Origin of the sequence: Streptomyces sp. NPDC006450 (assembly GCF_040612195.1) — a bacterium.
Taxonomy (GTDB): Bacteria; Actinomycetota; Actinomycetes; order Streptomycetales; family Streptomycetaceae; genus Streptomyces.
In genome coordinates this window covers 84,052-97,582 of sequence record NZ_JBEXPT010000003.1, presented here as the reverse complement: position 1 = coordinate 97,582, position 13,531 = coordinate 84,052, and the positions used below count along the sequence as shown (strand labels likewise).

14 protein-coding genes are annotated in these 13,531 nt (G+C 69.8%); 11 read left to right on the top strand and 3 right to left on the bottom strand.

Annotated features, from left to right (window positions below; genetic code table 11):
* The first annotated feature begins 56 nt into the window (after positions 1-56).
* Entirely contained in the window at positions 57-1,250 is a 1,194-nt protein-coding gene (gene tuf / locus ABZY57_RS02420) for an elongation factor Tu (protein WP_356507305.1), read from the top strand.
* Between the two features lie 170 nt (positions 1,251-1,420).
* Here tuf and rfbC read toward each other — a convergent pair whose 3' ends face one another.
* A complete protein-coding gene (rfbC, locus tag ABZY57_RS02415) occupies positions 1,421-2,020 on the bottom strand; it encodes a dTDP-4-dehydrorhamnose 3,5-epimerase (RefSeq protein ID WP_356507303.1) in 600 nt (199 codons plus the stop codon).
* Positions 2,017-2,892, bottom strand: a complete 876-nt coding sequence (rfbA, locus tag ABZY57_RS02410) for a glucose-1-phosphate thymidylyltransferase RfbA (RefSeq protein WP_356507301.1) — start codon at positions 2,890-2,892, stop codon at positions 2,017-2,019. Before rfbA ends, rfbC begins: the two co-directional genes overlap by 4 nt.
* Before the next feature lie 210 nt (positions 2,893-3,102).
* Here rfbA and rfbD point away from each other — a divergent pair, with 210 nt between their 5' ends.
* From rfbD to ABZY57_RS02390, 4 genes are all read left to right on the top strand, one after another.
* On the top strand, positions 3,103-4,023 hold the full coding sequence (rfbD, locus tag ABZY57_RS02405; protein WP_356507299.1) for a dTDP-4-dehydrorhamnose reductase: 921 nt from the start codon (positions 3,103-3,105) through the stop codon (positions 4,021-4,023).
* Between the two features lie 213 nt (positions 4,024-4,236).
* A complete protein-coding gene (locus ABZY57_RS02400) occupies positions 4,237-4,926 on the top strand; it encodes a glycosyltransferase family 2 protein (protein WP_356507297.1) in 690 nt (229 codons plus the stop codon).
* The gene (locus ABZY57_RS02395; RefSeq protein ID WP_356507295.1) at positions 4,923-5,345 is read left to right on the top strand and encodes a DUF2304 domain-containing protein; all 423 of its coding nucleotides are present in this window, start codon (positions 4,923-4,925) and stop codon (positions 5,343-5,345) included. Before ABZY57_RS02400 ends, ABZY57_RS02395 begins: the two co-directional genes overlap by 4 nt.
* A gap of 5 nt (positions 5,346-5,350) precedes the next feature.
* A complete protein-coding gene (locus ABZY57_RS02390; RefSeq protein ID WP_356507293.1) occupies positions 5,351-6,250 on the top strand; it encodes a glycosyltransferase family A protein in 900 nt (299 codons plus the stop codon).
* 15 nt (positions 6,251-6,265) lie between these two features.
* Here the strand turns inward: ABZY57_RS02390 and ABZY57_RS02385 are convergent, their stop codons facing one another.
* Positions 6,266-7,981, bottom strand: coding sequence for a hypothetical protein (locus ABZY57_RS02385; RefSeq protein WP_356507291.1), 1,716 nt, complete (start codon positions 7,979-7,981; stop codon positions 6,266-6,268).
* Positions 7,982-8,017: 36 nt separating this feature from the next.
* Here ABZY57_RS02385 and ABZY57_RS02380 point away from each other — a divergent pair, with 36 nt between their 5' ends.
* From ABZY57_RS02380 to rplW, 6 genes are all read left to right on the top strand, one after another.
* Positions 8,018-9,823: a hypothetical protein gene (locus ABZY57_RS02380; RefSeq protein ID WP_356507289.1), complete on the top strand. Its 1,806-nt coding sequence runs from the start codon at positions 8,018-8,020 to the stop codon at positions 9,821-9,823.
* Between the two features lie 138 nt (positions 9,824-9,961).
* Positions 9,962-11,119, top strand: a complete 1,158-nt coding sequence (locus ABZY57_RS02375; RefSeq protein WP_356507287.1) for a hypothetical protein — start codon at positions 9,962-9,964, stop codon at positions 11,117-11,119.
* Between the two features lie 466 nt (positions 11,120-11,585).
* Complete coding sequence (gene rpsJ, locus ABZY57_RS02370) at positions 11,586-11,894, top strand: 30S ribosomal protein S10 (protein WP_003948644.1); 309 nt, start codon at positions 11,586-11,588, stop codon at positions 11,892-11,894.
* Between the two features lie 14 nt (positions 11,895-11,908).
* The gene (rplC, locus tag ABZY57_RS02365; protein WP_112447750.1) at positions 11,909-12,553 is read left to right on the top strand and encodes a 50S ribosomal protein L3; all 645 of its coding nucleotides are present in this window, start codon (positions 11,909-11,911) and stop codon (positions 12,551-12,553) included.
* Positions 12,554-12,557: 4 nt separating this feature from the next.
* A complete protein-coding gene (gene rplD, locus ABZY57_RS02360) occupies positions 12,558-13,208 on the top strand; it encodes a 50S ribosomal protein L4 (protein ID WP_030008466.1) in 651 nt (216 codons plus the stop codon).
* On the top strand, positions 13,208-13,531 hold the full coding sequence (gene rplW, locus ABZY57_RS02355; RefSeq protein WP_030154694.1) for a 50S ribosomal protein L23: 324 nt from the start codon (positions 13,208-13,210) through the stop codon (positions 13,529-13,531). Before rplD ends, rplW begins: the two co-directional genes overlap by 1 nt.

Below are 13,531 nucleotides of genomic sequence, written 5' to 3'. Positions count from 1 at the left end.
AAGATCACCTGGCGCCGATGAGCAAGGCGTACAGAACCACTCTCCAGGAGGACCCCGTGGCGAAGGCGAAGTTCGAGCGGACTAAGCCGCACGTCAACATCGGCACCATCGGTCACATTGACCACGGTAAGACGACCCTCACGGCCGCCATTACCAAGGTGCTGCACGACGCGTACCCGGACCTGAACGAGGCCTCGGCCTTCGACCAGATCGACAAGGCTCCTGAGGAGCGCCAGCGCGGTATCACCATCTCCATCGCGCACGTCGAGTACCAGACCGAGGCGCGTCACTACGCCCACGTCGACTGCCCGGGTCACGCGGACTACATCAAGAACATGATCACCGGTGCCGCGCAGATGGACGGTGCCATCCTCGTGGTCGCCGCCACCGACGGCCCGATGCCGCAGACCAAGGAGCACGTGCTCCTGGCCCGCCAGGTCGGCGTTCCCTCCATCGTTGTCGCCCTGAACAAGGCCGACATGGTGGACGACGAGGAGATCCTGGAGCTCGTCGAGCTCGAGGTTCGTGAGCTCCTCTCCGAGTACGACTTCCCGGGCGACGACCTTCCGGTCGTCCGCGTCTCCGCGCTGAAGGCGCTCGAGGGCGACAAGGAGTGGGGCGAGAAGCTTCTCGGCCTCATGACTGCCGTCGACGAATTCATCGTGACCCCGCCGCGTGACACCGAGCTGCCGTTCCTCATGCCCGTCGAGGACGTCTTCACGATCACCGGTCGCGGTACCGTCGTCACCGGTCGTATCGAGCGTGGTGTCCTGAAGGTCAACGAGACCGTCGACATCATCGGTATCAAGGAGACCAAGACCACCACCACGGTCACCGGTATCGAGATGTTCCGCAAGCTGCTCGACGAGGGCCAGGCGGGCGAGAACGTCGGTCTGCTCCTCCGTGGCATCAAGCGCGAGGACGTCGAGCGCGGCCAGGTCATCATCAAGCCCGGTTCGGTCACCCCGCACACCGAGTTCGAGGCCCAGGCCTACATCCTGTCGAAGGACGAGGGTGGCCGTCACACCCCCTTCTTCAACAACTACCGTCCGCAGTTCTACTTCCGTACCACCGACGTCACGGGTGTTGTCACCCTGCCGGCCGGCACGGAGATGGTCATGCCGGGCGACAACACCGAGATGACGGTCGCGCTGATCCAGCCGGTCGCCATGGAGGAGGGCCTCAAGTTCGCCATCCGTGAGGGTGGTCGTACCGTGGGCGCCGGCCAGGTCATCAAGATCACGAAGTAATTCGTGTTCTGACCTGGTAGCTCGCGCGAGCGGGCACCATGTTTGACAGGAGGGCCCCTTCCCCGTCGTTCACGCGACGGGGGAGGGGCCCTTCGTCGTACGGACTCACGCGCTGAGGGCCGCACCCCCGGGGTGCGGCCCTCTCGTGTACGTCGCCCCGTGCGCGGTGGCTACGTCACCCGCAGGGACCGCGTGAACTCGATGCAGGCGGCGTGGTCCGGCAGCAGGCCGGACGCGGTGGCCTCGGCCAGCGAGGGGGCCGCGTCGTCGCGGGCCGACAGCAGCGGCACGTCCGCCGGCCAGTCGATGCCCAGGTCGGGGTCGAGCGGGTGGACCGCGTGCTCACCCGTCGGGTTGTACGTCTGCGAGCAGACGTAGGACAGGGTGGCGTCGTCCGTCAGCGCGCAGAAGCCGTGGCCCATGCCCTCGGGGATGTAGACGGCGCGGCGTTCCAGGTCGTCCAGGCGGACGCCTTCCCAGCGGCCGAAGGTCGGGGAGCCGACCCGGATGTCCACGACGACGTCGAGCACGGCGCCGCGCACGCAGGTGACGTACTTGGCCTGGCCGCGCGGGACGTCGGCGAAGTGGATGCCGCGGACCACGCCGCGCTGGGAGACCGAGAGGTTGGCCTGCGCCAGGTTCAGCGGGTGCCCGACGACCTCGGCGAGGCGGTCGAAGCGGTACCACTCCATGAACATGCCGCGCGGGTCACCGTGCTGCTGGGGCGTGATCTCGAACGCGCCCTCGATGGAGAGTTCGCGGAACTTCACCGTGCGGCCTCCTCTTCGAGCAGACCGATCAGGTAGTCCCCGTAACCGCTCTTGGTGAGAGGCCCGGCCAGTGTGCGCAGCTGCGCGGAGTCGATCAGACCCGCCCGCCAGACGGCCTCCTCTATGCAGCCGATCTTGAGCCCCTGACGCTCCTCTATCACGCGCACGAACTCCGAGGCCTGCACCATCGAGACGAAGGTGCCGGTGTCCAGCCAGGCGGTACCGCGGTCGAGGAGGGTGACGTTCAGCTGGCCGGCCTGGAGGTACGCGTCGTTGACGGCGGTGATCTCCAGCTCCCCCCGGGCGCTGGGCTTCAGGCCGGCGGCCATCTCCACGACCTGGTTGTCGTAGAAGTACAGGCCGGGCACGGCGTAACGGGACTTGGGCTTGGCCGGCTTCTCCTCGATGGAGATGGCCTGGCCGTCCCCGTCGAACTCGACGACGCCGTAGGCCGTCGGGTCCGCCACGGGGTAGGCGAAGACCCGGCCGCCCTTGGAGTCGGTGTGCTGCGCCAGGCGCGTGCCGAGGCCGCTGCCGTGGAAGATGTTGTCGCCGAGGATCAGGGCGACGGAGTCGTCGCCTATGAAGTCGGCGCCGAGCACGAAGGCCTGGGCTATGCCTTCGGGGCGCTCCTGGACGGCGTACTCCAGCCGGAGGCCCCACTGCGAGCCGTTGCCGAGCAGACGCTCGAACTGGGCGCGGTCCTCCGGGGTGGTGATGACGAGGATCTCGCTGATCCCGGCCATGACCAGCGTCGAGAGCGGGTAGTAGATCATCGGCTTGTCGAAGACGGGCAGCAGCTGCTTCGACACGGCCCGCGTCAGCGGCCAGAGCCGGGATCCCGTGCCGCCGGCCAAGAGAATTCCACGCATGGCGCAACCCTATGCGAGCAGGCGTGACGATTTCCGGTTAAGCCCGTATCGCACGCAGCGCACAGCTAATGTTCACTTCATGTGCATCCTCGGGAGGGTCGGATTCCGGCCCGGACAAAACGGCCGGATATCGGAGAAGGACATTCCGCTCCGCGAAGGCGCCGAATACGGATGCGCCCCGCGCGCCGAGACAAAGGCGGCACCGCAGCAGTGACGGATGACCGGGGGAAGGGCCGCTGGCTCGTCACGGGCGCGGCCGGAATGCTGGGCCAGGACGTCGTGGCCGAACTGCGCCGCCAGGCGATCGAGGCCGTCGGCCTCGGCCGCGCCGAACTCGACATCACCGACCCGGACGCCGTCCGGACCGCCCTCAAGGGCGTGACCCTGGTCGTCAACTGCGCCGGCTGGACCGACGTGGACGGTGCCGAGACCGCCGAGGAGGCCGCCGCTGCCGTCAACGGCGCCGGCGTGCGGATCCTCGCCGCTGCCTGCGCCGCGAACGGTGCGCGCCTGCTGCAGATCTCCACCGACTACGTGCTGCCCGGTGACGCCTCGGAGCCCTACGCCGAGGACGCGGCCACCGGGCCGGTGAACGCGTACGGCCGCTCCAAGCTGATCGGCGAGCAGGCCGTGGCCGAACTCCTGCCGCAGGACGGCTATGTGGTCCGCACCGCCTGGCTGTACGGCGAGCACGGCCCGAACTTCGTCGCCACCATGCTCAAGTTGGCCGCCCAACGGGACACCCTGGACGTGGTCGACGACCAACAGGGCCAGCCCACCTGGTCCGTTGCGCTCGCACGCAGGCTCGTCGAGCTGGGACGGGCCGCGCTGGCCGGCCAGGCTCCCGCGGGTGTCTACCACGGCACCGCGAGCGGTGCGACCACGTGGTTCGGGCTCGCGCGCGAGGTCTACCGGCTGTGCGGCCTGGACCCGGAGCGGATCCGCCCGACCACCTCCGCGTCCTTCGTCCGGCCCGCGGTCCGCCCCGCCTTCAGCGTCCTCGGACACGACCGCTGGAGCCAGGCGGGCCTGGCCCCGATGGGCGACTGGCAGGAGCAGTTGGCCGGTGCCCTCGCCACCCCGGGCTTCGCCGCCACGGCCCGGCTCGCCCGGGACAGCCGGGCGGGATGAGCACCCCGCTGGACAACGCACCGTCTTTGTGATCGTTGCCTGCGCGCCAGCTTCGCGATACCCGGGCTGGCTACGCTCAGCGGCCTGGGGCCCCGAGATACGGCCGCGGTGAGAGGCCTGGGCGTGAGCGCGGTCGGACGTGACCACGCCGGCCGGACGGCGTCACACCGATCACTGAGCACTCGTCACGTGCCTTGTTCCGTTGGAGCTAGCGTGTCCGAATACGACGATGTCTGGCTGGTCATACCCGCCTACAACGAGGGCCAAGTGATCGCAGGCGTGGTCGAGGAGGCCCGCCGGACGTTTGCGAACATCGTCGTCGTCGACGACGGCAGCACCGACGATTCGGCCGAGCACGTAGCCACCACCGGAGCCCACCTGGTGCGGCATCCGGTCAACCTCGGTCAGGGCGCGGCCCTGCAGACCGGCCTCACGTACGCACTCACCCAGCCCGGCGCCCAGTACTTCGCGACCTTCGACGCGGACGGTCAGCACCAGACCAAGGACGTCGAGACGATGGTCGCGGTCCTGCGGGCCGGCGACGCCGACGTGGTGCTCGGTTCCCGGTTCATGGAGCAGAACGGCCAGGTGCCGTGGATCAAGCAGGTCGTGCTGCGCACGGCCGCCGCGGTCAGCCCCACGTCGCGCAAGCTGGGGCTCACCGACGCGCACAACGGTCTGCGGGTGCTGGGCCGTGCGGCCGCCGAGCGGCTGAACATCACCATGAACGGCATGGCCCACGCATCCGAGCTCGTCGGTTTCCTCGCCGGCTCGGACCTGCGGGTCACCGAGATCCCGGTGGACATCCTCTACTCCGATTACTCGCGGGCCAAGGGCCAGTCCCTCATCAACGGCGTGAACATCGTCTTTGATATTTCGCTGCGGGAGCGTGGGCGTCGATGAAATATTTCTGGATCCAGCTCCTGCTCATCGCCGGTTCCGTTTCCATGGCGCTGGTGTTCATCCGGACCTGGAGCCAGGCCAAGAACCGGGCCTGGAAACGAATTGCCTTTTCGGTGTTCGTCATCGTCAACGTGTACGCGGTGCTCCGCCCGACCGACGTCACCTGGGTCGCCCGGCACCTCGGTGTCGGCCGAGGCACTGACCTCGTGCTGTACGTGATGGTGCTCGCGATGGGCTTCCTCACGCTCAACACCTTCCTGCGCTTCCGTTCGCTGGAGCAGAAGATCACCGACCTGGCCCGGACGGTCGCCATCACCGAGGGCGTCCGGCACAACGACGTCCGGCTGGGGACGCCCGACGAGGCATCCGGGCCCGTCGGCGCCGGACCCTCCTCCGGCGTGGACTCCGCGAAGGCCTGACGCCCGTGGGGTCCTTCGACTTCATGCTCCCGTACTACGGGGACGCGGGGCAGATGCGGGACGCCGTCCGCAGCGTCCTGGCCCAGACCGACCGAGACTTCCGGCTCGTCGTGATCGACGACGGCCGGGAGCCGGACGTGCCCGGCTGGTTCGAGGGGCTGGGCGACGCGCGGGTGCGGTACATCCGCAACGAGCGCAACCTCGGCATCACGAAGAACTTCCAGAAGTGCGTCGAGCTCTCCGAGGCCGACCACGTGGTCATCATGGGCTGCGACGATCTGCTGCACCCGCACTACCTGGAGACCGTCCGCGGGATCCTCGCAGCCCACCCCGGGATCGGCATGGTCCAGCCCGGCGTCGAGGTGATCGACGGTGCGGGCCGGGTCACGCGGGGCCTGCCCGACGCGGCCAAGCAGTGGATGTTCGCCCCGCGGGTGAAGGGCCGGAGGCTGATGGCCGGCGAGGTGCTGGCCGTCAGCGTGTTGCGCGGGAACTGGCTCTACTTCCCGTCGATCGCCTGGCGCGGCCCGGCGCTGCGTGAGGTGAACTTCCGGGACGGCTACTCCGTGGTCCTGGACCTGGCCCTCGTCGTGGACCTGCTCGAAGCCGGCGAGCGGATGGTGATCGACGGGTCCACCACCGTCTTCCAGTACCGCCGGCACGCGGCCAGCGAGTCCTCCGTCCAGGCCCTCTCCGGCACCCGCTTCACCGAGGCCGAGCGCTACTTCTCGGCGGTCGCCGAGCGGATGGAAGCCCGTGGCTGGCCCAGGGCCGCCCGCGCGGCCCGTCTCCACCACGGCTCCCGCCTGCACGCGCTCGGAATGCTGCCCGGCGCGCTGCGGCGAGGGCAGCGGGCGGGCGTGCGCACGCTGGCCCGGCACGCCTTCGCCACCGGGCGGAGCTGAGTGGCCGGGCGCGGGTCAGTTCCTCTTCGTGCGCTTCAGCGGGTCGTACGGCGTGCACCTGCCGTGAGGCGCGTACTTCGGGCACTTCCCGTTGGGCATTCCCGTCGTGTGCGCCGTCCAGGCCAGGGTGCCGAGGGTGTTCTCGGAGGGCGGCCTGGGCATGTAGGCGTCGGCCGTGGACGATCCGGCCGAGCCGAAGAGGAGCCCGAGCGAGACCAGGACCCCGATCACGGCGGCCCGGGGCCGGTGCCCGGCCGCCCGGAGGGCCTCCAGGCCCGGCAGCCGCACCTCGTCGGCCCCGGTCCACGCCTTGACGCGCTGTACCACGAGGTACACGGCCACGCCCGACAGCGCGAGCATGCAGTAGACGATCTGCAGGCTGGTGCGCGGGTACAGCTGCACGGCGCCGTCGGCCGCCATGTGCGAGGCGTACCAGTAGCGCAGCAGGAAGGCGCTGCCGGTGCAGGCCGCCAGGGTCAGCACCAGCGGCCGGCGCAGGCCGAGCGCGATGGACGCGCCCAGGCCGACGACCAGCAGGATGGTGAAGAGGCCGACGCCGCCGAGCTCGCCCGGCAGCGGCCACCCCAGGGAGCGCAGCGGGCCGGGGAACGCGGTCCCCGACGAGGCGAAGTAGGCCGGGTCGGTGGCGGTGTCGAAGTAGAAGTAGGTGTCCCGGGTCGCTCCGCTCGCGCCGAGCAGCCGGATCAGGTAGCGCCCGGCCAGTGCGAGGAAGACGACGGAGGCGGCCCCCAGCGGCAGGGCCGCGTCCAGCAGCGCGCGCTTCCCGCCCGAGCGGGCGCGGCCGGTCAGCACCACGGCGAAGAGCACGATCACGCCGACCGCGGACCACACGAACCAGCCCGCGTACAGCAGGAACAGCGCGGCGAGCAGCGCGCCGAGACCCGCTCCGATCGCCGACGAGCGCTTGCGGCCGAGCTTCGAGGAGTCCGTCACCACCTGCGCGAGCTTGGCCAGCAGGGGGATGACGACGATCAGGACGAGCGGGGAGTACGGCTTGTACGGCTCGATCAGCGTCAGGGACGCCGTGACACCGATGCCGAGGGCCCACAGCGGCGGCAGCAGCATGCGCCAGGCCAGGTAGGCGACCGGGCCGGAGACCGCCAGGAAGCCGATCATCACCCACTTGACGGCGAGCGAGGCGTCGCCGTCGAAGAACAGCTGGGAACTCCACGCCAGCACGTGCGGGAAGCCGGGCGGGTACTCGGCCGGCAGGGACACCCCGTCCATGACGTGGAACGCCCACTGCTGCAGGTTTCCGATGTCACCGCCGTACCCGTTGTACGGCCAGCTGGTTCCCCGCAGGGCCACCACGCTGCCGCTCGCGGTCACACCGGTGGCCAGGCCGGCCACGGCCGCCGCGCCGATCCGCACCGCCGCACCGGGCATCCACCGGGACAGGACCAGGTAGAGCACCACGGTCGCGGCCAGCAGCACCAGCAGCCGCAGCTGGATGCCGGCCAGCCCGCTGACCTGCCCGATCCGCTGGACGGGATTCACGTCGAGGCGCTTGCTCAGGGCGATGAGGAGCAGTGCCGCGAGAACCGACACGGCCCCCTCTGCGGCCGTGAGGGCGAAGGCGCGAGGTATGCGGCCACGGGAGCCGCTCGGGGCCCGGCGTTCGGCTACCGGGACGGGCACGGGAGCGGTGACGGTCATGTGCGCGGACTTTACCTCCAGGAGGCTGCCCGCCTGGGCGAGCGGTCCCAACATGAACAGGACGTACCAGAGTTGAAGGCGGGAACCGAAATGTTGGACGAGGCCGGAGTGAACGACACGTCCGCTCCCGAGCGGGCGGGGAAGCCGGCCGGGACCGAGCGGCTGTCCGCACGGCGGGTGTGGGAGTCCCTCGCCGGCCGGCGCGGGTTCTGGCCGGCGGCGCTCGCAGCCGGGTACGCGGCGCAGGTGCTGTTCCGCCTTTCCCTGGTGTGGGGCAAGGCCTACCCGGCGGTCCACGCGGACGAGTCCTCGTACCTCGTGCTGGCCCGGGTGCTCGCGGGGCGGCCGACGACGGAGATGCCCGTCGGGTCGGTCATCCCCGGCGGCTATGCGCTGCTCGTCTCCCCGGCCCTGCGCATCGCGGACGACCCGATCACCGCGTACCAGCTGGTCATGGGCATCAACACGCTGCTCAACGCACTCGTCTTCCTCCTGGCCTACGCCGCCCTGCGCAGGCTCGACCTGTCCCAGGGGCTCTCGTTCCCGATCGCCACGGCGGCCGCGCTGATGCCGCCCGTGGTCTTCTACTCCGAGTTCGCCATGTCCGACACCGTGCTCCCCGTGGTGCTCCTCGGCTGGCTGATCACGCTGCACGGCTGGCTGAGCGAGGGCGAGACGCGTCGCCGTGCGTGGTACGGGGCGGGAGCCGGCCTGCTGGCCGGCTACTCCATGGCGGTCCACGACCGCGGCGGGGTGGTGGTGGCCCTCACGGCAACGGTCTTCGTGGGCGCACTCGCCCTCAGATGGACCCCCTTGCGGTCCACGCTCGCGGCCTGGGCCGGGCTCGCCGTCTCCGTACTGGGCGCCCGGCTGCTGGCCTCCTGGCTGGAGGCGCAGTTCAAGGACACGCCGCCGAGCTCGGTGGGCACGAAGGTCCTGGACGCCCTGGTCGAGCCCGAACTGCTGCGCCGCACGGTGACCCGTACGATCGGCCAGTTCTGGTACTTCTCGGTCTCGTCCTGGGGCTTCGGCGCGCTCGCCATCTCCCTGTGCGCGTTCGCGGTGTTCAGCTCCCGCTTCACCCGGGCCTCCCGGGTGGTCTCCTTCGTCATGGTCGCCCTGCTGTGCGGGATCGCGCTCGCCTCGGCCGCGGGACTGCCGCAGGACCACGGCCGGATCGACAACTGGATCTACGCCCGCTACCTGGCCCCGCTGGTTCCGGCGTTCTTCGTGGTGGGTGCCGCGGCGCTGGCGCGGGCGCGGGCCGGTGCGCTGCTGCGGCCGGCGTTGGGGGCGGCGGCGTTCACCGCGGTCACGGCCGAGTTCGTCGTCCTGGTGGTCGGCAAGGGCCTCCACAAGGTGGGCATCATCCGGTGGGGCATGCCGGACGCGCTGTTCCTGGCCTCGGAGTGGACCAGCCTGCACATGGGGCGGACGACCGCCGGCGCGCTGCTGGTGTTCGCCGTCTGCGTGCTCTTCCGGCTGGCCGGCGGTCGCCGGGCGGTCTGGGCCGTGGCGGTGTCGCTGGCCCTGTTCGCGGCCTACGCGACGACCGCGGTCACCTGGAACGTGGCCGAGCCGCACACGAAGGAGCGCGAGGCCGCCGCCACCGGATTCACCAGGTCGGCGGGGCTCGAGCCGGGCGAGAACCTGGTGATGGACCCGAGCGCCGACTGGGACCTGCGGATGGCCCAGGGGTACGAGGTGTACGACGGGCGGGTCTGGACGAGGGACCTCAAGCACGGTGAGCCGCCGCCCGCCGCCGCGGACGCGGCCGTACTGGGGCTGAAGGCGAAGGACGCGAGACCGCAGGACACCTGGCCGCTTGCCCCCGCGGGCTGGTACGTGGCCGAGGTGGACGAGGCGCACGGATGGGTGCTCTGGCGCCACCGCTGACGGACCACGCCGGGCCCCTGGAGGTCGAACGGACGGCCGATGGGAAGATCGTTCTGCATCGACGACGGTACGGCCGATCGCGGACATCACCGGCCGGTTCGCCAGGTGATACGGGTTCCGCAGGCGGGGGTGGGGGACATGGGGAAGAAGCACGACGACGGTCAGGCCGGACCGGACGGGCCGGCCGTCTCCGACGAGGACTGGGCGCGATTCCTGGCGCAGGCCGAGGCGGGCGCCGGGGAGGCGCCCAAGGAGCCGTCCGCCCGGGCGCGCATGGTGACCGCGCGGCTGCGCGATGAGGAGGCCCGGCGCGGCTCCGGCCGCCCGCCCGCCTGGCGGGCCGCTGTCGCCGCGCGGGAGCGGGGGAGGGGCGCGCGCCGGCTCAAGGCGGCGCTGGCCATCGCCTTCGTGGCCGCCCTCGCGCTGATCGCCATCCGACCGGAGCTGGTCATCGACAAGGTCACCGGGAAGGCCGCGCAGGACGCGAAGGCGCGGCAGCCGCTGCCGGCCGAGACGGCGCCCCCGAGCGGCCCGCCCACCCCGGTGGACCCGGACCGGCCGACCCTCTCCGACCCCTTCCGGGGCTCCCCGGCCCTCCAGTGGGCCGACGGGGCGGCCGGCATCGAGGTGCCGCAGGCCCGGGCCGTCGGCGGCATGAGCAAGGAGGAGGTCGCCGACGCGCTGGCGAAGGTCAAGCAGTTCCTGGTCACGGCCAACCTGGACCCGGCGACCCTGCGCGGGGAGCGTCCCGCGGCGGCGCTGGACCTGCTCGATCCCAAACTCTCCGCACGCCCCGAGGGTGTCGGCCGCCTGGAGCAGGCCCTGGCCGCCCCCAGCAAGGAGAACGACCCGCTGAACCTCGTCACCCGGACCCGCCCGACCGAGCTGAAGCCCGTGGGCGAGGTGGTCAAGGTCCGGGGACGGATGTGGGTGGAGCCCGGCGAGCAGCCCGGCAAGGCCGAAGTGCTGGTCGACTACACGTTCGTGTACCCGTTCGTGAAGGCGACGCCGGGCGCGGACCAGGTCGAGCGCTCCATCGTGCGGCGCGAGATCACCTTCTCCGTCGCCGACCCGCGCAAGTGGGAGGCGACCGAGGGCAAGCTCTGGATCGAAAGCGTCGACGTGAACCTGGCAAACAGCGGATGTGACGTCCACGACGGGTTCCTGCACCCCGTCTTCGACGAGGACGCTCCGACCGGGCCCACGCCCTCCGGCGCTCCGGTGGACCCCTACGACCGGAGCCAGGGCCTGGAGGACAAGCGACAGGAGGGCTGCGGCCTGATCTCGCGCTCCTGAGCGGGCGCCGGACAGGGGACGGGGAACCCCGCAGCGTGGTGCAGTTTGACCACTCAGCGTGGCGGGGTATTCTCTTCCGCCCGATTGGCGCCATACGTGTCTCGTATGGCAGACTACTCAAGTTGCTCGGCCGTGTGCCGATGCTGCGCGCCTCCCGCCGGGAGGACCGGAAGCAAGTCCCACAGTACTCGTCGCTCTACCTGCCTCTCGGGGCAGCAATGGGGCGGACGTACGGGAATCTTTCGGGAAGCGTCAGCACGGTGCCTGCCAGGTACTCGGTGGGTGTTTGCCCCCGATCTGCGGTCTTGGGACCGCGCCCCCTTGGACGAGGGAATTTCCGTATGGGAATTTTCTGTAGAGGGAGCGCGACACGCCCGACCGCGTGGGTCGGAGGAGAGCGGCGGAGCGATCCGCAGCCGGCCGAGAACCAGAGCGTTTCCACAACAGACAGGACTACGGAGTAGCCATGGCGGGACAGAAGATCCGCATCCGGCTCAAGGCCTACGACCACGAGGTCATCGATTCGTCGGCGAAGAAGATCGTCGAGACGGTGACGCGCACTGGTGCGTCGGTCGCGGGCCCGGTGCCGCTGCCCACTGAGAAGAACGTGTACTGCGTCATCAAGTCGCCGCACAAGTACAAGGACTCGCGCGAGCACTTCGAGATGCGCACGCACAAGCGCCTGATCGACATCCTCGACCCGACGCCCAAGACCGTTGACTCGCTGATGCGCCTGGACCTTCCGGCCGGCGTTGACATCGAGATCAAGCTCTGAGAGGCACGGAGAAGATGGCAAAGCAGATCAAGGGCGTCCTGGGCGAGAAGCTCGGCATGACCCAGGTCTGGGACGAGAACAACCGTGTCGTCCCGGTGACCGTGGTCAAGGCCGGGCCCTGCGTTGTTACCCAGGTCCGTAAGAACGAGATCGATGGCTACGAGTCGGTCCAGATCGCCTTCGGCGAGATCGACCCGCGCAAGGTGAACAAGCCCCTCAAGGGTCACTTCGCCAAGGCCGACGTCACCCCCCGCCGCCACCTGGTGGAGCTCCGTACCTCCGACGCCAGCGAGTACACGCTCGGCCAGGAGATCACGGCTGCCGTGTTCGAGTCCGGCGTCAAGGTTGACGTCACGGGCAACAGCAAGGGCAAGGGCTTCGCCGGTGTCATGAAGCGTCACAACTTCAAGGGCCTCGGCGCCGGGCACGGCGTCCAGCGCAAGCACCGCTCCCCCGGTTCGATCGGTGGCTGCGCCACCCCTGGGCGTGTCTTCAAGGGCATGCGCATGGCCGGTCGTATGGGTAACGAGCGCGTCACCACCCAGAACCTGACCATCCACGCGGTTGACGCGGAGAAGGGTCTGCTCCTCATCAAGGGTGCGGTCCCCGGTCCGAACGGCGGCCTCGTCCTGGTCCGTACCGCGGCCAAGGGGGCTTGAGGTAATGAGCACCATTGACATCCTTTCGCCGGCAGGCGACAAGGCCGGTACCGTCGAGCTCCCCGCGGAGATCTTCGACGCGAAGACCAGCGTTCCGCTGATCCACCAGGTCGTTGTCGCTCAGCTGGCTGCTGCCCGTCAGGGCACGCACAAGACCAAGCGTCGTGGCGAAGTCCGTGGTGGTGGCCGCAAGCCGTACCGCCAGAAGGGCACCGGCCGCGCTCGCCAGGGTTCCACCCGCGCTCCGCAGTTCGTCGGCGGTGGCGTCGTCCACGGCCCGCAGCCGCGTGACTACTCGCAGCGGACCCCGAAGAAGATGAAGGCCGCCGCCCTCCGCGGTGCCCTCTCGGACCGCGCGCGTCACTCCCGCATCCACGTCGTCACCGGCGTGGTCGAGGGTGCCGCCTCCACGAAGGCCGCCAAGACGCTGTTCGGCAAGATCTCGGAGCGCAAGAACCTGCTCCTGGTCGTCGAGCGCGCCGACGAGGCCGCGTGGCTGTCCGCCCGCAACCTGCCCCAGGTTCACATCCTGGAGCCGGGCCAGCTGAACACGTACGACGTGATCGTCTCTGACGACGTGGTCTTCACTCAGGCCGCTTTCGAGTCCTTCGTGTCTGGCCCCAAGGCCGATGAGACCGAAGGGAGCGACGCCTGATGTCTGAGGCGACCGTTACCAGCAAGACCTTCACTGACCCGCGCGACCTGCTGATCAAGCCGGTTGTCTCGGAGAAGAGCTACGCGCTGCTGGACGAGAACAAGTACACGTTCATCGTCGCGCCCGGCTCCAACAAGACTCAGATCAAGCAGGCCGTCGAGGCGGTCTTCGGGGTCAAGGTCACCGGGGTCAACACGATCAACCGTCAGGGTAAGCGCAAGCGCACCAAGACCGGTTTCGGCAAGCGCGCTGACACCAAGCGCGCCATCGTGACCCTCGCTGAGGGCGACCGAATCGACATCTTCGGCGGCCAGGCCTCCTAA

Excerpts from the sequence above, each read along its gene's own strand:
- ABZY57_RS02395 (WP_356507295.1), top strand. The coding sequence starts at position 4,923 with ATGAAATATTTCTGGATCCAGCTCCTGCTCATCGCCGGTTCCGTTTCC.
- rplD (WP_030008466.1), top strand. The coding sequence starts at position 12,558 with ATGAGCACCATTGACATCCTTTCGCCGGCAGGCGACAAGGCCGGTACC.
- rplC (WP_112447750.1), top strand. The coding sequence starts at position 11,909 with ATGGCAAAGCAGATCAAGGGCGTCCTGGGCGAGAAGCTCGGCATGACC.
- ABZY57_RS02385 (WP_356507291.1), bottom strand. The coding sequence starts at position 7,981 with ATGTTGGGACCGCTCGCCCAGGCGGGCAGCCTCCTGGAGGTAAAGTCC.
- ABZY57_RS02375 (WP_356507287.1), top strand. The coding sequence starts at position 9,962 with ATGGGGAAGAAGCACGACGACGGTCAGGCCGGACCGGACGGGCCGGCC.
- ABZY57_RS02380 (WP_356507289.1), top strand. The coding sequence starts at position 8,018 with ATGTTGGACGAGGCCGGAGTGAACGACACGTCCGCTCCCGAGCGGGCG.
- rfbA (WP_356507301.1), bottom strand. The coding sequence starts at position 2,892 with ATGCGTGGAATTCTCTTGGCCGGCGGCACGGGATCCCGGCTCTGGCCG.
- rpsJ (WP_003948644.1), top strand. The coding sequence starts at position 11,586 with ATGGCGGGACAGAAGATCCGCATCCGGCTCAAGGCCTACGACCACGAG.
- rplW (WP_030154694.1), top strand. The coding sequence starts at position 13,208 with ATGTCTGAGGCGACCGTTACCAGCAAGACCTTCACTGACCCGCGCGAC.